General features: G+C 71.4%; 17 protein-coding genes and 1 pseudogene. 2 read left to right on the top strand and 16 right to left on the bottom strand.

Annotated elements, in window-relative coordinates; genetic code table 11:
• The first annotated feature begins 50 nt into the window (after window positions 1-50).
• Window positions 51-1,238 (top strand): class I SAM-dependent methyltransferase, encoded by a 1,188-nt coding sequence (locus tag ASG45_RS05635; RefSeq protein ID WP_055833969.1) that lies wholly within the window; start codon window positions 51-53, stop codon window positions 1,236-1,238.
• A gap of 9 nt (window positions 1,239-1,247) precedes the next feature.
• Here ASG45_RS05635 and ASG45_RS05630 read toward each other — a convergent pair whose 3' ends face one another.
• Genes ASG45_RS05630 through tsaB form a run of 4 tightly spaced genes read right to left on the bottom strand, consistent with a single transcriptional unit; the run spans window position 1,248 to window position 4,016 of the window.
• On the bottom strand, window positions 1,248-1,694 hold the full coding sequence (locus ASG45_RS05630; RefSeq protein ID WP_055833966.1) for a hypothetical protein: 447 nt from the start codon (window positions 1,692-1,694) through the stop codon (window positions 1,248-1,250).
• Window positions 1,691-2,791, bottom strand: coding sequence for a tRNA (adenosine(37)-N6)-threonylcarbamoyltransferase complex transferase subunit TsaD (gene tsaD, locus ASG45_RS05625; RefSeq protein ID WP_055833964.1), 1,101 nt, complete (start codon window positions 2,789-2,791; stop codon window positions 1,691-1,693). Before tsaD ends, ASG45_RS05630 begins: the two co-directional genes overlap by 4 nt.
• The gene (gene rimI, locus ASG45_RS05620; RefSeq protein ID WP_055833961.1) at window positions 2,791-3,384 is read right to left on the bottom strand and encodes a ribosomal protein S18-alanine N-acetyltransferase; all 594 of its coding nucleotides are present in this window, start codon (window positions 3,382-3,384) and stop codon (window positions 2,791-2,793) included. The genes tsaD and rimI overlap by 1 nt, the downstream gene beginning before the upstream one ends.
• Entirely contained in the window at window positions 3,384-4,016 is a 633-nt protein-coding gene (gene tsaB, locus ASG45_RS05615; protein ID WP_055833958.1) for a tRNA (adenosine(37)-N6)-threonylcarbamoyltransferase complex dimerization subunit type 1 TsaB, read from the bottom strand. Before tsaB ends, rimI begins: the two co-directional genes overlap by 1 nt.
• Window positions 4,017-4,081: 65 nt before the next feature.
• On the opposite strand from tsaB, the gene ASG45_RS05610 reads away from it, so the two are divergent.
• The gene (locus ASG45_RS05610; RefSeq protein WP_055833956.1) at window positions 4,082-5,002 is read left to right on the top strand and encodes an alpha/beta fold hydrolase; all 921 of its coding nucleotides are present in this window, start codon (window positions 4,082-4,084) and stop codon (window positions 5,000-5,002) included.
• Between the two features lie 36 nt (window positions 5,003-5,038).
• Here the strand turns inward: ASG45_RS05610 and ASG45_RS05605 are convergent, their stop codons facing one another.
• From ASG45_RS05605 to ASG45_RS16130, 12 genes and pseudogenes are all read right to left on the bottom strand, one after another.
• Window positions 5,039-5,959 (bottom strand): sensor histidine kinase, encoded by a 921-nt coding sequence (locus ASG45_RS05605; protein ID WP_055833953.1) that lies wholly within the window; start codon window positions 5,957-5,959, stop codon window positions 5,039-5,041.
• On the bottom strand, window positions 5,956-6,675 hold the full coding sequence (locus ASG45_RS05600; protein WP_055833950.1) for a response regulator transcription factor: 720 nt from the start codon (window positions 6,673-6,675) through the stop codon (window positions 5,956-5,958). The genes ASG45_RS05605 and ASG45_RS05600 overlap by 4 nt, the downstream gene beginning before the upstream one ends.
• On the bottom strand, window positions 6,672-6,950 hold the full coding sequence (locus ASG45_RS05595; protein WP_055833947.1) for a DUF4190 domain-containing protein: 279 nt from the start codon (window positions 6,948-6,950) through the stop codon (window positions 6,672-6,674). Before ASG45_RS05595 ends, ASG45_RS05600 begins: the two co-directional genes overlap by 4 nt.
• Complete coding sequence (locus ASG45_RS05590; RefSeq protein ID WP_055833944.1) at window positions 6,947-7,468, bottom strand: DUF3060 domain-containing protein; 522 nt, start codon at window positions 7,466-7,468, stop codon at window positions 6,947-6,949. Before ASG45_RS05590 ends, ASG45_RS05595 begins: the two co-directional genes overlap by 4 nt.
• A gap of 2 nt (window positions 7,469-7,470) precedes the next feature.
• Window positions 7,471-8,703: an OmpA family protein gene (locus ASG45_RS16580; protein ID WP_055833940.1), complete on the bottom strand. Its 1,233-nt coding sequence runs from the start codon at window positions 8,701-8,703 to the stop codon at window positions 7,471-7,473.
• 80 nt (window positions 8,704-8,783) lie between these two features.
• Window positions 8,784-9,287, bottom strand: coding sequence for a tRNA (adenosine(37)-N6)-threonylcarbamoyltransferase complex ATPase subunit type 1 TsaE (tsaE, locus tag ASG45_RS05580; protein ID WP_055833937.1), 504 nt, complete (start codon window positions 9,285-9,287; stop codon window positions 8,784-8,786).
• Window positions 9,284-10,405: an alanine racemase gene (alr, locus tag ASG45_RS05575; protein ID WP_055833933.1), complete on the bottom strand. Its 1,122-nt coding sequence runs from the start codon at window positions 10,403-10,405 to the stop codon at window positions 9,284-9,286. Before alr ends, tsaE begins: the two co-directional genes overlap by 4 nt.
• 128 nt (window positions 10,406-10,533) lie before the next feature.
• A pseudogene (locus tag ASG45_RS05570) lies at window positions 10,534-10,881 on the bottom strand (holo-ACP synthase); the annotation flags it as partial.
• A gap of 239 nt (window positions 10,882-11,120) precedes the next feature.
• Window positions 11,121-12,971 (bottom strand): glutamine--fructose-6-phosphate transaminase (isomerizing), encoded by a 1,851-nt coding sequence (gene glmS, locus ASG45_RS05565; protein ID WP_055833929.1) that lies wholly within the window; start codon window positions 12,969-12,971, stop codon window positions 11,121-11,123.
• 10 nt (window positions 12,972-12,981) lie between these two features.
• Window positions 12,982-13,995 carry an HTTM domain-containing protein gene (locus ASG45_RS05560; RefSeq protein WP_162239398.1) on the bottom strand — a complete coding sequence of 338 codons (1,014 nt, stop codon included), beginning with the start codon at window positions 13,993-13,995 and terminating at the stop codon, window positions 12,982-12,984.
• Between the two features lie 5 nt (window positions 13,996-14,000).
• The gene (locus ASG45_RS05555) at window positions 14,001-14,813 is read right to left on the bottom strand and encodes a DUF5819 family protein (protein ID WP_156459383.1); all 813 of its coding nucleotides are present in this window, start codon (window positions 14,811-14,813) and stop codon (window positions 14,001-14,003) included.
• Entirely contained in the window at window positions 14,806-20,805 is a 6,000-nt protein-coding gene (locus ASG45_RS16130) for a choice-of-anchor G family protein (protein WP_055833917.1), read from the bottom strand. The genes ASG45_RS05555 and ASG45_RS16130 overlap by 8 nt, the downstream gene beginning before the upstream one ends.
• Between the last annotated feature and the right edge of the window lie 91 nt (window positions 20,806-20,896).

Here is a 20,896-nt window from a genome sequence, read left to right as displayed (position 1 = left end):
GCACTCACGCAACGCGAGTGCCAACACAATCGCCCGCATAGGCTGAATCGGTGGATACCCGCGAGCTCACCGCCCTGCTGACGCCCGACGGCCTCCGCCTGCTCGACGAGGTGGGCGGCATCGAGTCCACCGACGACGCGGCCCGAGCCGTCTCTCGACTCCGCGCGGCCGGGCACTCCCCCGATCTCGTGTCGGCCGTCGTCGGTCAGGCACGTCTGCGGGTGCGCGGAGCGGCCAAGTTCGGCCCGTTCGCCGAGCGCATGCTCTTCACCCGCGCCGGCCTCGAGCAGGCGACGCGCCTGTCGATCGCCGCCCGCCACGCCGGACGCTTCCGCGCCGCCGGTCTCGACCGCGTCGCCGACCTCGGCTGCGGCATCGGCGGCGACGCCCTCGGACTGGCGGGGCTCGGCATCCGGGTGCACGCCGTCGACGCCGACGAGGTGACGGCCGCGATCGCCGCGTACAACCTCGCCCCCTTCGGTGAGACCGTGACCGTCGCGCACGGCCGCGCCGAAGACACCGACCTCGATCAGACGGATGCCGTCTGGCTCGACCCGGCGCGCCGCACGGCCGGGCACTCCGAAACGCGGCAGGTGTCGTCGAGCGAATGGTCGCCCTCGCTCGAGTGGGTCTTCGCTCTGCTCGAGAGCACGCCCGGGGGTGTGAAGCTCGGCCCGGGCTTCGATCGCGGGCGGATTCCCGACGACGTCGAAGCGCAGTGGATCAGCGCCGACGGGTCGACCATCGAACTGGTGCTGTGGTCGGGAGTGCTGGCCCGCGAGAACGTGCGTCGTACGGCCCTCGTCGTGCGCGGCACCGACGCCTGGGAGCTCACCGCCCCCGCCGACTCCCCCGACGTCGAGCAGCGCGAGCTGGGTGCCTTCGTGCACGAACCCGACGGGGCGATCATCCGCGCCCGGCTGATCGGCGAGGTCGCCCGCGCGCTGCAGGCGGGCATGCTCGCGCCCGGCATCGCCTACCTCACGTCGGACGCCGCCCTCACGAGTCCGTTCGTATCGTCGTTCCGCGTGCGGGAAGAACTCCCGGCCGACCCGAAGAAGCTCGCCCAGGCCCTGCGTGCGCGCGGCATCGGCACCCTGGAGATCAAGAAGCGCGGCGTCGACGTCGACCCCGCCGTGCTGCGCAAGAAGCTGTCGCTGCGCGGCGACGAGTCGGCGACCCTGCTTCTCACCCGCATCGGCTCGAAGCGCCTCGCGCTGCTGGCCGATCGGGTGTGAGCCCGGTCGTCACACGACGGCGAGCTGCGAGAACCCCCAGATCAACCACCCGGCGCTGAACGCCACCGACGTCAGCGCGAGCGCGAGCGCCCACGCGGCGACGCGACGACTGTCGTGCGCGCGGCGCAACGACACGATGGCGATGATCGCCGCGAGCGCTCCGAGCGGCAGGAGCCAGCCGGTGAACAGGGCCGCCCCGAGGGCGAGGATCGAGACGCCGAGCGCCCACGGCGCCAGAGACGGCGGGGTGGGCGGCGCCGGCGGGACGTAGGGGATGACGTGATCGCCGAAGGCAGCCATCTCGAGCTGCGCCGTGGGCAGGCGCTCCGGGTCGCCGTCGTCGTCGCGCCGAGCGGACGCCGCCGCCTGGGTGATGGCGGCGCGCAGGTCGTCGGCGGGCTCGACGCTCTCGGCGACCTTGCGCGCGCGCCGCGTCGGCGGAGCCGCCTCGCTCATGCGACGCGTCCGGAGCCCGGCCCGGGGGCCTCGGCATCGGGATCCTCGGCGACCTGGATCTCGGTCACCGGCAGGGTGGAGTCGGCGCCGAACGCCAGGGTCGAGGGCCGGCGCCCCGACGAGATGAGCTCTGCGGCGAGGGCGGCGATCATCGCGCCGTTGTCGGTGCACAGGCTCAGCGGCGGGATGCGCACGGCCACACCCGCCGCCGCCGCGCGCTCGAGGGCGACGTCGCGCAGGCGCTTGTTGGCGATGACCCCGCCGCCCAGCAGCAGGCGCGGGACGTCGTGGCGCGCACACGCGTCGAGGGCCTTGGTCACGAGCACGTCGACGACGGCTTCGCGGAACGACGCCGCGACGTCGGCGACGGGCACCGGCTGCCCCGCTGCCTCGTGCTGCTCGACCCAGCGGGCAACGGCGGTCTTGAGGCCCGAGAACGAGAAGTCGTAGCGGTGGGATGCCATGTCGGAGGCGCGCGACATGCCCCGCGGGAACCGGATCGCGGTGGGATCGCCCGAGGCTGCCGCCCTGTCGATCTCGGGGCCGCCGGGGTAGGGCAGCTTCAGCAGTCGGGCGACCTTGTCGAACGCCTCGCCCGCGGCGTCGTCCATGGTCTCGCCGAGCAGTTCGACGTCGCTGGTGAGGTCGCGCACGAGCAGCAGCGAGGTGTGCCCCCCGCTGACGAGCAGGGCGACGGTGGGGTATTCGAGTTCGGCGGCGTCGTCGTCGAGGATGTCGGCGGCGATGTGACCGACCAGGTGGTTCACGGCGTAGAGCGGCTTGTCGAGGGCGACGGCGAGGCCCTTCGCGGCCCCCACCCCGACCATCAACGCACCGGCGAGGCCGGGACCGCTCGTGACGGCGACGGCGTCGAGGTCGGCGAGCATCACGCCCGCCTCGGCGAGCGCGGCGTCGATCGAGGGCTGCAGCGCCTCGAGGTGCGCGCGGGCGGCGACCTCGGGGACGACGCCGCCGTAGCGGGCGTGCTCGTCCATGCTCGAGGCGATGGTGTTGCTCAGCAGCGTGCGCCCGCGGACGATGCCGATGCCGGTCTCGTCGCAGCTGGTCTCGATGCCTAGTACGAGGGGCGCGTCCATCAGCACCAGCCCTTTCCGGTGGCGGGGGGAGCGGGGGTGCCGGCTCCGTCGGCGGGTTGAGGCGCCGGGGTGGCCGAGAGGGCGGCGGATCCACCGGACCCGTCGCCGGGCTCACCGCCGCGTGTCTCGGCGCGGCGGGCGGCCCACCCGCGCAGATCGAGCTGCATCACGAGGGCGTCGACGTCGTCGGGCTGGTAGTAGCGCGGACGGCGGCCGACCTCGGCGAAACCCTCCGAGGCGTACAGGGTCTGGGCGACGGGGTTGTCGGCGCGCACCTCGAGGAACACCTCGTGCACGTCCCGCCGCACGGCCTCGTCGAGCAGCGCCGTCAACAGGGCCCGGCCGCGACCTCGGCCCCGCGCCGTCTCGGCGATCGTGATGGTCTGGATATCGGCATCCCGCGCGCCCCGCGCGGCGCGCAGCCCGGCGTAGCCGACGAGGCGGCCGGCCTCTTCGACGACGACGTACCACCCGTGCGGTGAGACGAGCTCCTCGCGCATCATGGCGGGACTCCAGGCGTCGGTGGGGAACGACGCGTGCTCCAGCGCCATGATCGCGTCGAGGTCGGCCGAGGTGGCAGCGCGGGTGGGCATCAGCTCACCCGCTTGGGCGCGTGGGCGGCGACGACGTCGGGGCTGCGCAGGTACAGCGGCTCGCCGTCGGCGAGGGTGCGGCCGGCATCGAGCGCCCGCGCGGCGGCGAGCGCGATCATGGCGGCCGACACCGCGGTGGCGTCGTAACGGCGCGCGCCGGCGGCGGCGAGTCGTTCGTCGAGCTCGTCGCGCGGGCTGAGAGCGGCATCCGTGACGCGCACCGGCAGCCCGTCGTCGTCGAGGCCGTCGTAGATGCTGAAGGCGAACTCTTTGCGACGCGCGTCGGTGACCACCGCGAAGCGGCCGGTGTCGGTGCCCGTGAGGGCGTCGGCGAGCAGAATGCCCAGCGCGACGCCGTCGTGGCTGGGGACGGGGACGGCGGGGATGCCGCGCCCCAACGCGTACACCCGCGCGGTCGCGATGCCCACGCGCAGGCCCGTGAAGGGGCCGGGACCCATGCCGATGGCGACGTGCGTCGGCGCGGGGGCGACCGCACTGGCCCGCCGTAAGAGGTCGCCGATGACCTCTGCGTGTCCGAGCGGATTGCTGCTCTGCTCGTCGACGAGCACCTCGCCGTCGCGCGAGATCGCGGCCACGGCGGTGCCGAGCGAGGTGTCGATGCCGAGAATCACCGTTCCAGCGTATCCGGCACCTCCCCTGTGCCATCCGACTTCGTGGTCTGCTCCGAAGAGAGGGCATGGATGCCATCGGCCTCGGCCTGCGCCGTGTCGTCGTCCCCACGTCGGTGGGGCCGATCGTGGCGCACGCCGGGCGTGGTTCGGGCAGCCCGGTCGCGACCGTGCTGCTGCACGGTGCCGCCGGATCGTGGCGCACCTGGGAACCGATGGTCGCGGCATCCGACGCTCTCGGACTCCCGCTGTCGGACATCGTCGCGCTCGACCTGCCCGGCTGGGGCGAGTCACCGGGGCCCGTCCCCGACCCGGCCGAGTTGGCGGTCGCCATCGCGGCGGTGGCCCGCGCGCTGGGGTATCCCCGTTGGCGGGTGGTCGGGCACTCGCTCGGCGGGGTGATCGCCCTCGACATCGCCGCACGCTTCCCGCGCGAGACGGTGGCCGTCGGTGTCGTGTCGCCCAGCGGGGCGGGCGCACGCGCGGTGACGCGGCGCCCGGTCTCCGGCGCCGTCCGGCTCCCCTGGCTGGCCGGCATGGTGCTCGCGATGCGGGTGCTGCGAGGTCTCGGGCCGCTCGCTGGGCCCCTGCTGCGCCTGCTCCGCCGCACGGGGGCGCTGCGCACGCTGTCGCGGCCGCTGTTCCGGCATCCGGAGCACGTCGACCGCGACGTCACCGATGCCCTGGCGACCGAGATCCGCCCCGCGGCCTTCCTCGCCGCCGCGCGCCTGTCGCGCACGCACGACGACGGGGTGTGGCGCCGCATCGCGTGCCCCGTGAGGTCGGTGCGCGGATCGCACGACGTCTTCGTCGCCGCGCGCGATGCGCGCACCTGGGGGCGACTGATGCGCGACTACGACGACCGTGTGCTCGATGACAGCGGGCACTTCGCCCACGTCGAGCAGCCCGTCCTCACCCTGCGCGCCCTGCGCGAGGTGTGGGCCGCCGACCGCGCTCCGGCGCGACGCCGCTCCGACGCGCGCGCCTGAGCCTGGTCGGCGGATGGGCGAGGGGTCGCACCGCCGCTATCGCGCGATCGGCAATCGCAGCGTGACGACGGTTCCGGCTCCCTCTCGCGAGCGCAGGTCGACATCGCCCCCGTGACGGCGCAGGATCGTGCGCACCAGCGACAGGCCGATCCCCGATCCGGCGACGTCGCGGGCGTTGGCCGCCCGGGCGAGGTCGTCGAAGACGTGCTCCTGCGCGTCGGCCGGGATTCCGCGACCCGTGTCGGCCACCTCGACCACCACCGCGCCGGCGTCTTCGCGCAGGCGGACCTCGATCGGTCCGTCGGTCGAGAACTTCACGGCATTGGCGAGCACGTTGTCGACCGCGAGGGCGAGAAGGTCGGGATCGGCCGGCAGGGGCGGCACGGCCCACGGCACCCGCTCGGCGACGATGCGGATGCGCCCCCGCGTCTCGGGACGCTGGTCGTGCACGGCGTCGACGGCATCGCGCACGAGCATCTCGAGGTCGACCGGCTCGGTCTCGAGCGGGCGGGTCTCGATCTCGGCCAGTTTGCGCAGATCGCCGACGAGGGCCGCGAGTCGCCGCGCCTGCCCGTCGATCACGGCCACGTGAGCGGGCGCGGTGGCGGGATCGACGCCGGCGAGGGTGGCGCGGATCGCCGTGATGGGGTTCTTCAGCTCGTGGTCGAGGCGGGCGAGGAACCGGCGGTGCTCCTCACGCTCGGTGGCCCGGCCCGCCGCCCACGCCTCGGCGCTCTGACGCGCGCGCGACGCGGCGACGCGCCGACGCCGAGCGCCGATCAGCAGCACGACACCGATCACGGCCGAGACCACGACACCGAGCAGCAGGACCACCGCCGGAAGGGCGGTCGCCACCGTCACGACCCGTCGCTCACCCGCCCAGGCCATCACTCCCGCGGTGAGGGCAGCGAGGAGCACGGGCGCGCAGACGGCACCGATCCGCACCGCGCGGCTCACGGGGTCACCACCGCGTGCACGAAGCGGTACCCCGCGTTCTGCACCGTCTCGATGAAGCGCGGCGCGCCGGGGTCGTCGTCGAGCACGCGGCGCAACTCGGCGACCCGGTGGTCGACGGCGCGCGTGCTCGTGGCGACCTCGAACCCCCACAACGCCGAGAGCAGCCGGTCGCGCGTGTGCACCTCGCCGGGGTGGGTCATGAGGTAGTCCAGCAGCATCACGGCCTTGGGGGTGAGGGAGAGCTCCGCCCCGCCCAACCACACCCGCCGAGCGGACCGGTCGAGTTCGAGCGCACCCGCGCGCACCCGCGACGACGCGCTCAGGGGACGCTCGCCGGGAACCGTGCGCCGCAGCACGGCGCGCACGCGCGAGAGCAGCTCCTGGGGATCGAAGGGCTTGTTGAGGTAGTCGTCGGCCCCCTCGTCGAGGGCGGCGCTGCGCTCGTACGACTCCCCCACCTGCGTCAGCAGGATGATCGGCAGCCAGCGCCCCTCGGCACGAACGCGTCGCACGAACGCGCGTCCGTCGACCCGCGGCATGATGACATCGCACACCGCGAGCGAGACATCGGCATCCGCCAGCAGGTCCAGCGCCTCCTGCCCGTCGGCGGCGACGATCACCCGGTACCCGCTGCGTTCGAGGAACGCGCCCAGGCCCGCGCGGATGGTCTCGTCATCGTCGACGAGCAGGATGCCGGGACGCTCGTCGCCCGTCATGAGGTACGCGTCGCCAGCAGAGGGATGCCGACCGACACGGCGACGACGAAGACGACGCCGATCACCGCGGCGGCGATGGCCAGGTACCCCAGCACGAGTCCCGCGATCGCGAGGGCACCGCCGCCGTCGCCGGTGCGGCGGATCTGCGACAGCGCGATGTGGCCGAAGATCACCGGCAGCAGACCGAAGCCGCAGAGGCCCAGCACGAGGGCGGCGATCGCCAGGCCGTTCGTGCGACGCGCGGGCGGCGCCCATGCGGCCTGCGGGGCGCTCATCGCTCGTCCCGCAGCACGGTCGTCGCGACGCCGGTGTCGTCGACCCGCGGCGCGCTGCCGCGCCAGACGACCGTGTTCACGTCTCCGCTGACGGAGAGGTCGGTCAGGGCCTTCGCGTACACGACCAACCCGTCACCCGTGACGGTGAGCGTCGACACGTCGTCGAGGATCACGACCGCCGCGAAGCCCGACACGGTGACGTCGTCGCAGGCCCCCTCGACCCGCACGACCCTGCCGTCGTCGGGGATGACGAGACCGGGAGTGCACGCGATGGTCGAGTCGGCCAGGGCGATCGCTTCGTCGCGGGTGCGCAGGTCCGAGGTGGTGTCGACGCCGGCGCTCGGGGCCGTCGACGTCGGGGCGGCGGGCTGTGCCGTGGGCGCGGGCGCGGCGGTGGTCGCCGCCGGCACGGGCGTCGAGATCACGGCATCCTGGCCCTCGTCGACGCGGATAGAGCAGCCGGCGAGCATCCCGGCGACGAGCCCCGCGGCGAGCAGGGAGAGGGCGGTTCTGCGCATGTTCAGCCTCCGAATGAGGGGACGAGGATCTCGACCCGGCGATTGAGTTGCCGACCCGCGGGGTTGTCGACCCCGTCGAGCTCGTTGGCGGCGACCGGACGCGACTCACCGTAGCCCTCGGCCGTCCAGGCCACGGGCGTGGCGCGTTCGGTCAGAGCGGCGACGACGGCTCGCGCGCGCCGCTCGGACAGGTCCTGGTTCTCGGCGTCGGTGCCGATCGCATCCGTGTGCCCCGAGACGGTCGCCGCCGGCACCCGGCCGTCGGTCAGCACGGCCGCGAGCGCGTCGAGCACGGCGGCGGCATCGGCGCGCAGCTCGGCCGAGTCGAAGTCGAACAGCACGGCGTCCGAGAGCGTCAGGGTCGTGCCGCAGCTCGCGACCGGGGCGAGGGCCGCCAGAGGCGGGAACACACCCAACCGCGGCACCGGGGGCAGCGGGTCGACGGTCACGGGCTCGCCGTCGACGCGGCCGGTGCCGTCGCCGAAGTTCTGCACCGTGAGGGTGCCGTCGGTGTACGTCCCCGCTCCGTCGCCGAAGTTCTGGATCGCGACCTCGCCCGACCGGTACGTCCCCGACCCGTCGCCGAAGTTCTGGATGCTCTCGTCGCCGTGCGTGGACGTTCCCGACCCGTCGCCGAAGATCTGCACCTGGCGCGACGCGTCGACGTACGTGCCCGAACCGTCGCCGAAGTTCTGGATCGCGACCTCGCCCGACCGGTACGTCCCCGACCCGTCACCGAAGTTCTGGATCTCGACACCGTCGATCGTCGTGGTCCCCGAGCCGTCGCCGAAGTTCTGGACGGTTCCGTCGGCGCCGGTGTACGAGCCGGAACCGTCGCCGTAGAGCACGGCCGTGCCGGCCGACGTGGACACCTGGCCGGGGGTCCCGCACGCCGCGGAGGCCACCGTCACCCCCGGCGCACTCGACAGCGTCGACGCCGCCGAGATCGTGAACGCCGACGCCGAGCCGCTCAGCAGCGACAGGTCGGGCAGCACGAACAGGGGCACGGGCGGGATCTCGCCGACGTCGTAGCCGGGCACGCGAGCGGCTGAGGCCGCGGCCGCCGTCGGCGTGGGCACGGGGGTGTCGGCGGCCGCCGACGACCTCGCGGTCGAGGGCACCGGCTCCGAGACGCAGCCGGCCAGGCTCATCACGACGACGGAGGCCGAGACGGCCGCGGCCAGGCGAACCGCCGTGGGGCGGAGCACGGCGGGGCGGCGAGAGGATCGACTCATGGCATCCACCGTATTGAAGCGCCGCGCCGCCGTGGTCGCGGGGGTGTCGCAACCGTGTCGCGATTCCGCGACACGTCCCGTCAGGGTCGGCGCGAGATGGTCACGGTGCGCGGGGCGTCGGCGTCGAGCTCGACGGTGTGCACCGCGATCTCACCGCAGGCGTTGTCGACGCCGCGGCCGCCGGTCTGACGGTCGATCTCGATCTCCCACCACGTGTCGGCGAGGTACTCGGCCACCCCGCTCCCCCACTCGACGACGACGGCGGAACCCGCCACGTCGATGTCGAGGTCGTCCAGCTCGACCGCGGCCCCCAGGCGATAGGCGTCCACGTGCACGAGCGGCGTGCCGCCCCCGAGCGAGGGATGCGTGCGCGCGATCACGAACGTCGGGCTCTGCACCGGACCCCGGATGCCGAGTCCCTCACCGATCCCGCGGGTGAGGGTCGTCTTGCCGGCGCCGAGCGGGCCGGTCAGCACCACGACGTCGCCGGGAGCGAGCGCGCGCCCGACGGCGCGGCCCAGGTCCTCCATGTCGGCCGGCCCCGCGACCTCGCGCACGCCCAGCAGCTCGTGGGGAACGCTCACGCGCCCACCTCCCGCCGGGGGACCCGGACCCCCACGCGCGTGACGATCTCGTAGTCGATGGTGTCGGCGGCATCCGCCCAGTCCCGCGCCGACGGCACGCCCAGCGTCGGGTCGCCGAACAGCACGACCTCGTCGCCCACCGTGACCGGGTGATCGCCGACGTCGACGACGAACTGGTCCATCGCGATGCGGCCGGCCACCGTGAAGCGGCGCCCGTTGATCGACACCGATCCCCGACCCGACGCCTGGCGGGGCACGCCGTCGGCGTAGCCGAGCGGAACGAGCGCCAGCGTCGTGTCGCTCTCGGTGCGGTAGTCGTAGCCGTACGACACCCCGGTGCCCGCGGGCACGCGCCGCACCGCCGCGACGGCGCCGCGCAGTGTCATCGCCGGGCGCAGCCCCAGGTCGGCGGGCGTCCGGTCGTCGAACGGCGAGACCCCGTAAAGACCGATGCCGATGCGCACGCATCCGAGTCGCGCCTCGGGCAGGGCGATGGCGGCATTCGTCGCCGCGATGTGGCGAAGCGGCGGGTGAAGACCGGCGGATGCCGCCAGGATGACGCCCTCCTCGAACCGGGCGAGCGCGGCACGGTCGTCGGCCTCGCTCGTGTTGGACAGGTGCGAGAACAACCCCACGACGCGCAGCCGCCCGATGCGCTCCAGACGGGCGGCCTCGGAGAACACCACGCGCCAGTCGGCCGGCGCGATGCCGTTGCGCGACAGGCCCGTCTCGATCTTGAGGTGCACCGCCGCCGGGCGATCGCCCTGCGCCGCCTCGCCCGCGCGCAGAAGCTGATCGATGTCGGAGATGCCGAGCTCGATGTCGTTTCGCACGGCCTCGCCGAACGCCGCGCCGGGCGCGTGGAGCCACGCGAACAGCGGAGCGCGGATGCCCGCTCGCCGCAGCGCCAGCGCCTCGTCGATGTCGGAGACGCCGATGCGGGCCGCTCCCCCGCGGAGCGCCGCGACCGCGGCACGGTAGGCGCCGTGGCCGTACCCCTCGGCCTTGACGACCGCGATGATCTCGGAGTCGGTGAGCTTTCGCAGGTGACGCACGTTCTCGGTGATCGCGTCGACATCGATGAGCGCTTCGCGCAGCACGCCGGGTGCCATTCTCATGCGGTGTCCTCTCGGGTGGTCTCGGGGGCGGATGCCGGGGGCCCGTCGATCGCGACAGGCTCGACGCCCGCGCTCGTCGGCGCGGGCTGCCGGGCCGCGATCGCACCGGGCGCCGGAGCGACCTCGCTCGCTTCGGCGATGACGTACGCCGTCGCGAGGCCCGCATCGTGCGACATCGACAGGTGCAACGCGGTGATCCCCCGCTCGGCGACCGTCGCGGCGGTCTCACCGCGGAGCGCGAACACGGGCCGACCCGAGGGCTCGGACGCCACCTCGATGTCGGTCCAGTGCACGCCGTCGGACCCGCCGAGCGCCTTGATCAGGGCCTCCTTCGCGGCGTACCGGGCGGCGAGCGATCGCGGCTTCAGCACGCGCTCGGCCGGGGCGAACAGGCGGGGAAGAAGGCGCGGGGTGCGCGCGAGCGTCGCGGCGAACCGCGGAACGTCGACCACGTCGACGCCGATTCCGACGATCATGCGCCCTCCCCTCGTGGCATCCTCTCCATTCTGCCGGTGCCGGCCGACATCGGCCGCGGCGGGCCGATCCGACGCGGGCCGAACTCCGGAGAAAAGGCATCCAGGGCCGCTCCCGAGGTCGCTTCACCCTCAATCGAGCGAGAACCCAGGAGTTCGGCCCGGCTCGATCGGCGCTCCGCGATGCGAGGAACGACGAAGGGGCCGGATGCCACGGCATCCGGCCCCTTCGCACGAGACGACTACTCGACCGTCACCGACTTCGCCAGGTTGCGCGGCTGGTCGACGTCGAGACCCTTGGCCTCGGCCAGGCTCATCGCGAAGATGTGCAGCGGCACGACCGCCAGCAGCGGCTCGAAGAGCGGGGCCGCCAGCGGAATGCGCAGCACCTCGTCGGCCGCGGGCAGCACGGCGACGTCGCCCTCTTCGGCGATCGCGATGACGCGGGCACCGCGGGCGCGGATCTCCTGGATGTTCGAGACGACCTTCTTGTGCATCTCGCCCGAGCCGCGCGGCGACGGCACGACGACGAAGACGGGCTGGCCGGGCTCGATCAGCGCGATGGGGCCGTGCTTGAGCTCACCGGCGGCGAAGCCCTCGGCGTGGATGTACGCCAGCTCCTTGAGCTTGAGGGCACCCTCGAGCGCGATGGGGTACCCGACGTTGCGGCCGAGGAACAGCACCGAGCGGGTGTCGGCCATCCAGTGCGCCAGCTGCTCGATGCGCGCCTGCTCGGTCTCGAGCACGCGGGCGATCTTGCCCGGAACGGCCTCGAGCTCGGTGACGGCCTCGACGGCGACGACCGGGTCGATGGCTCCGCGGACACGACCGACGTGCAGGGCGAGAAGATACAGCGCGGTGATCTGCGCGACGAAGGCCTTCGTCGAGGCCACGGCCACCTCGGGTCCCGCGTGCGTGTAGACGATGGCATCCGATTCGCGCGGGATGGTGGCACCCTGCGTGTTGCAGATCGACAGCGTCTTGGCCCCCCGCGAGCGGGCGTACTTCACGGCCATGAGCGTGTCCATCGTCTCGCCCGACTGGCTGATCGAGACGACCAGCGTGCGCGCGGACAGCACCGGGTCGCGGTAGCGGAACTCGTGGGCGAGCTCGACGTCGACGGGAACGCGGGTCCACGTCTCGAGCGCGTACTTGCCGACCATGCCGGCGTAGGCGGCCGTTCCGCACGCGATCACGAGGATGCGGTCGATGTCGGCGAGGAAGTCGTCGAGCCCCTCGAGCTCGGGGATCTCGACGCGGCCCTCGTGGATGCGACCGCGGATGGTGTTCGCGACGGCCTCGGGCTCCTCCGAGACCTCCTTGGCCATGAACGACGACCAGCCGCCCTTCTCGGCGGCCGACGCGTCCCACGTGACCTCGAAGGCCTCGACCTCGACGGGCGCGCCCGAGAAGTCGGTGACCTCGACGCCGTCGGGCGTGATCGCGACGATCTCGTCCTGACCGATGGCGAGCGCGTTGCGGGTGTGCTCGACGAAGGCGGCGACGTCGGAGCCGAGGAAGTTCTCTCCCTCACCGAGCCCGATGACCAGGGGCGAGTTGCGGCGCGCGCCGACGACCAGGCCCGGGTGATCCTCGTGCATGGCGAGCAGCGTGTACGCGCCCTCGAGACGCGAGACGACGGCGCGGAACGCCTGCACCAGGTCTTTGGTACGGGCGTACTCGCGGCCGATCATGACCGCGGCGACCTCGGTGTCGGTCTCGCTGCGGAAGGCGAAGCCCTCGCCGACGAGCTCGCTCTTCAGCTCGGCGAAGTTCTCGATGATGCCGTTGTGGATGACGGCGAGCTTGTCGTCGTCGGCCAGATGGGGGTGGGCGTTGGCGTCGGTCGGACCGCCGTGCGTCGCCCATCGCGTGTGGCCGATCCCGGTGGTGCCGTTGGGCATGGGCGAGGACTCGAGGTCGTCGCGCAGCACCGCGAGCTTGCCCGCTCGCTTGCGCATGCCGAGCCCGCCCTCACCGTCGATGACGGCGATTCCAGCGGAGTCGTAACCCCGGTATTCCAGCCGCGACAGACCCGCCAGAAGAATGTCCTGGCTCTGCCGGGGACCCACGTAACCGATGATTCCGCACATGGGTCCGAGTCTACGTGGCGGGACTGAGCGAACCCCGTCGAAGCCCTCGCGCGCGCGCGGCGAGCCGCTCCCATGAGCCGTCGCGAACGAGCAGCAGGTCGAGCGCGATCATCGTCAGCGAAAACGGCCACAGGCCCAGCAGCACTGCGATGCTCAGGTGCATGCCCGTGATGAGCACGACCGCGGCGTAACGCGTGGGCTTCCAAAGGATCAGCACGGGGAACAGCAGCTGCACCCAGAGCGCCAGCCCGGTCGCCAGCGCCACCACGGGCGCCGACTGCCACGCCAGTTGGCTGAGCGCCGGCAGCACGTGGAACTGCTCGATGCTCAGGGCGTAGTAGATGGCGGTGCCGTTCAGCCACTCCTCCCCCTCGAGCTTCAGCACGCTCGAGACGAGGTAGACGAGCAGGATCTGGAAGACGCAGAGGATCAGGACCGTGTTGTGCAGCCAGGGCCCGATCCAGGTCGGCATCCGGGCCGGTCGACGCGAAGCCCAGCGCGAGACCCGATCGCCCCGGCGTCGACGCAGCCACGCGTCGACCGAGAAATGACGACTCAGGTCGGCGAAGACCGCGAACAGCAGCACGATGCGCATCAACGTGTCGCCGCCGTTGCCGAGCAGCGTCGTGTTCGTCGACAGGCCCACCCACAGCACCAGCACGACGGGCGTCACCCACCGGGTCTTCCAGCCCGCGATGAACAGCACGGCGAGGACGATCAGCAGGTGGAAGGAGATCTCGAAGACGACCGCGTTGTCCTTCGGGAAGAACACGCGCAGCGGCTCCCACCATCCGCGTCGACTCGCCTCGGGGTCGACCCACCACGCCCCGGCTCCCCAGAGGTAGCGCCGGTCGGCGTAGCTCGGGACCAGCACGATGAGCATCGACACGCCCAGCAGGATGCGCAGGATCGAGAACCCGATCGTCGCGTGCGGACGTTCGGTGAGCCACCCGACGAAGCGCGACCACAGGCGCGACGGCGCCAAGCGCTCGCGCACGGCGGCCGGGCGGGAAAGGGATGCCAACACGCTCATCGTCCCGTGTACCTCTCGATGACCTCGTCGTAGATGGCGACGACCTCGTCGGTCGGCGCGGTGCCCGGTTGCCGCCACCCGAACGTCGTGTACGACAACTCGGTCTGGCGCTCCTCATCGAAACGATGCAGGAAGTCGTTCGGGCGGTCGTGCTGCAGGCGCCACCGCACGCGTTCGACATCACGGTCGAAGTAGGCGGTGCCGAAGGCGGCGGCGAAGCGCACGAGCATGTAGTCGTAGCGCAGGTACCGCACCGCCGCGGCGCGGCTGCCGCCGACCTCGTCGAGCTCCTCGAGCAGTTCGTCGACGCCGATGGGCGAATACGCTCCCCCGCCGAGACCCCGGATGAAGGTGTCGCGCACACGCTCGCGCTGCGCGTCATCCAGAGCCTGGTATCTCGTCAAGAAGGCCTGCGCGGCGTTGAAACTGTTCTTCGAGATGCGCGAGGGCATCGGGATGCCGCGAGCCGAGGTGAATTCGAGGTCGGTGACGTCGACCCACTCGCTGCGCACCAGTTCGTCCCCCTCGCGCCACTGCACCTGAATCTGCAGATTGCGGTTGACCTTCATGATGTTCGGCGCGAACACGTTCCACCGCTGCGAGAAGTACGGAGAGAACGCCTCCGACACGATCGGGCGGGTCGGACTGGTCGGCACCGTGAAGGATCCGGCGACGAAGGCGTAGCCCGCGACGATCGCGAGGGTCACGATGGCGGCGACCGCCGCGGCCCTGCTCGGCCGCGCGGCGGGAGGACGCCCCTCTCCGAGCCCCGCCGTGGGGGCGTCCTCCACCAGAGTCGTCTCACTCACCGTCGTCCACCTTCACGACCTCGCGGCGACGCAGTGCCCACAGGCCCGCTCCGAGGAAGAGCAGGATCGCCGCTCCTCCCGCCATCAGCGGCGCCTGGACCTCGACACCCGTGCGGGCCAGCCCGCCATTGCCGCCGCCGTTTCCGTTGCCGGCCGGCCCGCTCCGCTCGGAGTCCACCACCACGAAGTCGGTGTTCTCACGCTCGGCCGGCAGATCACCGGTGATCGATCCGCGCACATCGACCCGGTGAGCACCGAGTTCGAAGTCGGGACCGACCGCGAACGACATCCGCGCCATTCCGGTTGCGTCGGCGGTGACCGGCGTCAGCTCGAAGGGCGTCGAGTTGACCGTCGCGAAGACGGTCTCGCCGGGCTGGAAGCCCGAGACGACGACGTTCTGTCGAGCATCGGGTCCGCGAACGATCCGCTCGACCACCACGTCGGCCCGGGCGGTGTCCGTCGGGTCGGCGTCGGTCGCGTCCGCGTCGGCGACGTCCGCGTCGGCAACGTCCGCGTCAGTCGCGTCGGCGTCTGCCACGTCGGCATCGGCGTCGGTCGCGTCCGCGTCAGCCACGTCGGCGTCAGCGTCAGCGTCGGCATCCGCAGCGTCGGCGTCGGCGTCCGCGTCGGCGTCGGCGTCGGCGTCGGCGTCGGCGTCAGCCACATCGGCGTCAGCGTCAGCGTCAGCGACGTCGGCGTCAGCAGCATCGGCATCCACGTCGGCCGCGTCAGCGTCAGCGTCAGCGTCAGCGTCAGCAGCATCGGCATCCGCGTCGGCCGCGTCAGCGTCAGCAACGTCGGCGTCAGCAACGTCGGCGTCAGCAACGTCGGCGTCGGCAACATCGGCGTCAGCTGCGTCAGCGTCAGCGACGTCGGCGTCAGCAGCATCGGCATCCACGTCGGCGTCAGCGTCAGCGTCAGCGTCAGCGTCAGCGTCAGCGTCAGCAACATCGGCATCCACGTCGGCCGCGTCAGCGTCAGCAACATCGGCGTCAGCTGCGTCAGCTGCGTCAGCGTCAGCGACGTCGGCGTCAGCCGCATCGGCATCGGCATCGGCATCGGCATCCGCGTCAGCATCGGCTACGTCGGCATCCACGGCGTCGGCGTCAGCCACGTCAGCGTCAGCAGCATCCGCGTCGGCAACATCGGCGTCAGAGTCGGCAACATCGGCGTCAGCTGCGTCAGTGTCAGCGACGTCGGCGCCATCGGCATCGGCATCGGAATCCGCGTCAGCATCGGCTACGTCGGCGTCCACGACGTCGGCGTCAGCCACGTCAGCGTCAGCAGCATCCGCGTCGGCCACATCGGCGTCAGAGTCGGCAACATCGGCGTCAGCTGTGTCGGCGTCGGCATCCGCATCGGCTACGTCGGCGTCCACAGCGTCAGCGTCAGCCACGTCAGCGTCAGCCACGTCGGCGTCAGCGTCCGCCACCTCCGCGTCTGCACCGTCGGCGTCGATGTCGAGCACGTCCGCGTCGGCGTCGAGCAGGTCGATGTCCAACGCGTCGGCATCGAGCACGTCGACGTCGAGACCATCAGCGTCCGCATCGATGTCGAGCACGTCCGCATCCGCGTCCAACACGTCGACGTCCGCGTCGATGTCGAGAGCGTCGAGCAGGTCGGTCACGTCGATATCGAGGACGTCCAACGCCTCCGCGTCCGCACCATCCGCGTCCGCGTCCGCGTCCGCATCAACATCGGCCACATCGACATCCACATCCGCGGCATCGGCACCGGCATCGGCATCGGCATCGGCATCGGCATCGGCATCGGCATCGGCATCGGCATCGGCATCGGCATCGGCATCGGCATCGGCGATATCAGCGTCAGCACCATCCGCGTCTGTCACTTCCGCGTCCGCGCCGTCAGCATCCACGACCTCCGCGTCCGCGCCATCCGCGTCGACGTCGAGCACGTCCGCGTCAGCGTCGAGCACGTCGACGTCCAATACGTCCGCGTCCAGCACGTCCACGTCGAGACCATCAGCGTCCGCATCGATGTCGAGCACATCCGCATCGGCATCGAGAACGTCCGCATCTGCGTCGACATCGAGAGCGTCGAGCACGTCAGGCACGTCCACGTCGAGGACATCCAGCGCCTCCGCATCCGCACCATCCGCATCCGCATCCGCACCATCCGCATCCGCATCCGCATCCGCATCGGCATCGGCATCGGCATCGGCATCGGCATCGGCATCGGCATCGGCATCGGCATCGGCATCGGCATCGGCATCGGCATCGGCATCGGCATCCACGACCTCCGCGTCCGCGCCATCCGCGTCGGCGTCCAGCACGTCTACGTCGAGACCATCAGCATCCGCGTCGATGTCCAGCACGTCCGCATCCGCATCGAGAACGTCCGCATCTGCGTCGACATCGAGAGCGTCGAGCACGTCAGGAACATCGACGTCGAGAACATCCAACGCCTCCGCATCCGCACCATCTGCATCCGCATCCGCATCGGCATCGGCATCGGCATCCACGACCTCCGCGTCCGCGCCATCCGCGTCGACGTCGAGCACGTCCGCGTCAGCGTCGAGCACGTCGACGTCCAACGCGTCGGCGTCCAGCACGTCCACGTCGAGACCATCAGCATCCGCATCGATGTCGAGCACATCCGCATCCGCATCGAGAACGTCCGCATCTGCGTCGACATCGAGAGCGTCGAGCACGTCAGGCACGTCCACGTCGAGAACATCCAACGCCTCCGCATCCGCACCATCCGCATCCGCATCATCGGCATCCACGTCCGCACCATCCGCGTCGACGTCGAGCACGTCAGCGTCAGCGTCGAGCACATCGACGTCCAACGCGTCCGCGTCCAGAACGTCTACGTCGAGACCATCAGCATCCGCATCGATGTCCAGCACATCCGCATCCGCATCCAGAACGTCCGCATCTGCGTCGACATCGAGAGCGTCGAGCACGTCAGGCACATCGACGTCGAGAACATCCAACGCCTCAGCATCCGCACCATCGGCATCCGCATCCGCATCCGCGTCCACGACCTCCGCGTCCACGCCATCCGCGTCGACGTCGAGCACGTCAGCGTCAGCGTCGAGCACATCGACGTCCAACGCGTCCGCGTCCAGAACGTCGACGTCGAGACCATCAGCATCCGCATCGATGTCCAGCACATCCGCATCCGCATCGAGAACGTCCACGTCCGCGTCGACATCGAGGGCATCGAGCACGTCAGGCACATCGACGTCGAGAACATCCAACGCCTCCGCATCCGCACCATCCGCATCCGCGTCCGCGTCGACGTCGGCATCCGCGTCGACCGCATCCGCGTCCGTCACGTCGACATCGACGTCGAGAGCGTCGATGTCGAGCACGTCCACGTCGATGTCGACGAGGTCGAGAACGTCGGCCTCGGCGTCAGCCACCTGTGCCGCCACCGCGAAGGTGACGATGTCGGTACTGAGATCGATGTCCTGTGTCGCCGACACCGTGTAGGAACCGACGGGCAGGGCCGGGAAGGTCACCGTCCAGATACCCGACGGCGGCACCGTCGCCGTCCGCGACGTGCCCAGCGCGACCTGCACCTGCACCTCGGCGCCGGCTTGACCGGTTCCCGTGATGGTGACGGCACGCGTCGCGTCGGGTCCGGCGACGAGCAGCTCATCGCCGTTGGCCGGGCTCGTGATGTCGACCGGGGTCGCGAGCACGACCTCGAAGGTCACCGAATCGGTGGACTGGTCGGCATCCTGGGTCGCCGTCGCGGTGTACTCGGCGATGCCGAGCCCCACGAACTCGACGTTCCACGCTCCGTCGGCCGCCGCCACCGTGTCCTGCGTGGCTCCGGTGTTCAGGGTCACGGTCACGGCGGCGTTCGGCGCGGCGGAGCCCGAGACGCCCACGGTGGTCGTCGGTGTCAGGCCTCCCACGGCGAACTCGGCGCCCGGACCGGGCTGGCCGATCACGACGTCGGGGGTTTCCGCGACCGTGAAGCTGACCGTGTCGCTCGAGTCGTCGAAGTCCTGACTGGCGGTGGCGGTGTACGAGCCGACGCCGATTCCGGTGAAGGTCGCGGTCCAGTTGCCGGCCCCGTCGACCGGGACCGTCTGGGTCTGCCCGGCGAGTCCGACGGTGACGTCCGAGCCGGCGTAGCCGGTACCCGACACCGTCACCGGAGTGAGGTCACCCGCGTCGGCGACGACGACGATCTGACCCTGGGTGGGGGCTCCGATGGCGACGTCCGGTGCCGCGGCCACGACGAAGGTCACCGTGTCGGTCGACCCGTCGGCGGCCTGCGTCACCGTCGCCGTGTAGCTTCCCGGCGCCAGCCCGGTGAACGGGGCAGTCCAGGTCCCTTCCGGGGTGATCGTGGGTGTCTGATCGGGCTGACCGGCGATGGCGACGGTGACGGTCTCGCCGGGTTCTCCGGTGCCCTCGACGTTCACCGTGGTGGTGTCGGTGGGGCCCGGGACGACGAACTCCTGACCGTCGGTCGGAGCGGTGATCGCCACGTCGGCGTTGTCGTCGACGACGTTCGGGCCGACCGTCGCGTTCGCGAGTTCGAGGGTGACGCCACCCGACAGCGGCGGCAGCACCGTGACGATCGCGGCGGTGATCGAGAAGACTCCGGATGCCGTGAACTCGGCCTCACTGCTGCGGTTGTTGACGGTGATGCTCGCCACCGACGGCACGATCGCGTCGATGGCGGGGCTGACCAGGTTGTTCACCGGCGTGATCAGGGCATCGACCGATCCGCCGATGTTCGTCACCAGTCCGCGCAGAGGCGTCGCCAGTGCGCCGACGATGGCACCCACGCCGCCCGGTACCGAGATACCCGCGACCGTGACGTTGCTGACGTTGCCGTCCAGGATCGCGCCGACCGTGGTGTTCAGCGTCACCACGTTCAGCTGGCCCAGTCGCGCACCACCGGTGACGCTCAGTCCGCGCACGGCCCCCGTCAGGGTGGTGGTGACGCGGTCGAGCAGACCGTCGACCAGCGCGACGACCGCGGCTTGGATGGCGTCGACGGTGGCGCCGCTGAGCACCTCGGTGCCCGGCGCCTGGCCGTTCAGCGGCTGGATCTGATCGAGGTCGACGAGGATCGAGCCGGCGCTGAGATCGATCGCGACGCCGGGGTACTGGGGAGAGGTGAGTTGCTCGGTGAGAAGCCCGCTGACGGCCCCGGTGAGGCTCGTCGTGCCGACCTGCACGTTGGCCGCGATGAGCAGGTTGACGGGGCCGAGCAGCGACTGCAGAGCAGAGGTGATACCGGTGTCGACGTTGTCGACGGTGGTCTGCAGGCCCCCCACCGTGGTGTTGATCGTCCCGGTCAGGTTCTGCAGCGTCTGGCTCTGGATCACGAGCTGTCCGCCGGCGATCGTGTAAGTACCCGCGGGGCCACCCGACGCGGCGGCCAGCTCGGCGCGGGAGCTCGAGACCCCGAGGGTGAGATCGAGGTTGCCGATCTCGTTGGTCAGGGCACTGCCGACGGTCGGCGCCAGCGCGTCGACGGCCGTGCCGAGGTTCAGGGTCAGGGGCCCGGCGGCGGGGGCTCCGGTGCCGATGATGCCGCCCGAGCCGACCGCACCCGACGCTCCGATCGACGACGCATCCGGGCTCGCGCTCGCGTACTGCCCGACCACGCCCAGCGAGCCGAGGTTCAGGGGGATCTGCACGCCGGGGCTCACGGTGACGTTGACCGTTCCGAGCGCGGTCAGGTCGAGGGTGTTGTAGCTGGCGACGGTTTCCTGCACACCGTTGTTCTCGGCGGCAGCGCCGTTGATCTGCGCGATCGCGTCGAGGTCGAGCGAGGTGAGGATGCTCCCGCCGAGGAACGTCCCGGTCGCGCGTGCCTCGTCGCCCGCCGCCGCCTGGGCGGCTGTCACGCCGCCGAACAAGCTCAGTGAAGCCGCGCCGACGGCCGCGACCGTCTTGACGGCCGTTCGTCCGAGTCGACTGCCGGTCCACAGCCCACGTCTTCTCGTCACCCCGCCGGGTTCGACGCCCGGCGCTCCCCGCTGCACGCGATCCATGAAGCACTCCCCTTGGTACCCGGATGCCGTGGCGGCACCCATCACGGCCGCCGGAGACAGCCGTGGGGTCAGCTAAGTCGCCTGTGAGGAA

The sequence above is a fragment of the Microbacterium sp. Leaf436 genome (assembly GCF_001424715.1).
Lineage (GTDB): Bacteria > Actinomycetota > Actinomycetes > Actinomycetales > Microbacteriaceae > Microbacterium.
Note: the sequence above shows the minus strand (reverse complement) of the source record. Positions and strands in the feature narration are given on the sequence as shown.

Excerpts from the sequence above, each read along its gene's own strand:
- ASG45_RS05630 (WP_055833966.1), bottom strand. The coding sequence starts at position 1,694 with ATGAGCGAGGCGGCTCCGCCGACGCGGCGCGCGCGCAAGGTCGCCGAG.
- tsaD (WP_055833964.1), bottom strand. The coding sequence starts at position 2,791 with ATGGACGCGCCCCTCGTACTAGGCATCGAGACCAGCTGCGACGAGACC.
- rimI (WP_055833961.1), bottom strand. The coding sequence starts at position 3,384 with ATGCCCACCCGCGCTGCCACCTCGGCCGACCTCGACGCGATCATGGCG.
- ASG45_RS05610 (WP_055833956.1), top strand. The coding sequence starts at position 4,082 with ATGGATGCCATCGGCCTCGGCCTGCGCCGTGTCGTCGTCCCCACGTCG.
- ASG45_RS05600 (WP_055833950.1), bottom strand. The coding sequence starts at position 6,675 with ATGACGGGCGACGAGCGTCCCGGCATCCTGCTCGTCGACGATGACGAG.
- ASG45_RS05595 (WP_055833947.1), bottom strand. The coding sequence starts at position 6,950 with ATGAGCGCCCCGCAGGCCGCATGGGCGCCGCCCGCGCGTCGCACGAAC.
- ASG45_RS05590 (WP_055833944.1), bottom strand. The coding sequence starts at position 7,468 with ATGCGCAGAACCGCCCTCTCCCTGCTCGCCGCGGGGCTCGTCGCCGGG.
- ASG45_RS16580 (WP_055833940.1), bottom strand. The coding sequence starts at position 8,703 with ATGAGTCGATCCTCTCGCCGCCCCGCCGTGCTCCGCCCCACGGCGGTT.
- alr (WP_055833933.1), bottom strand. The coding sequence starts at position 10,405 with ATGAGAATGGCACCCGGCGTGCTGCGCGAAGCGCTCATCGATGTCGAC.
- glmS (WP_055833929.1), bottom strand. The coding sequence starts at position 12,971 with ATGTGCGGAATCATCGGTTACGTGGGTCCCCGGCAGAGCCAGGACATT.
- ASG45_RS16130 (WP_055833917.1), bottom strand. The coding sequence starts at position 20,805 with ATGGATCGCGTGCAGCGGGGAGCGCCGGGCGTCGAACCCGGCGGGGTG.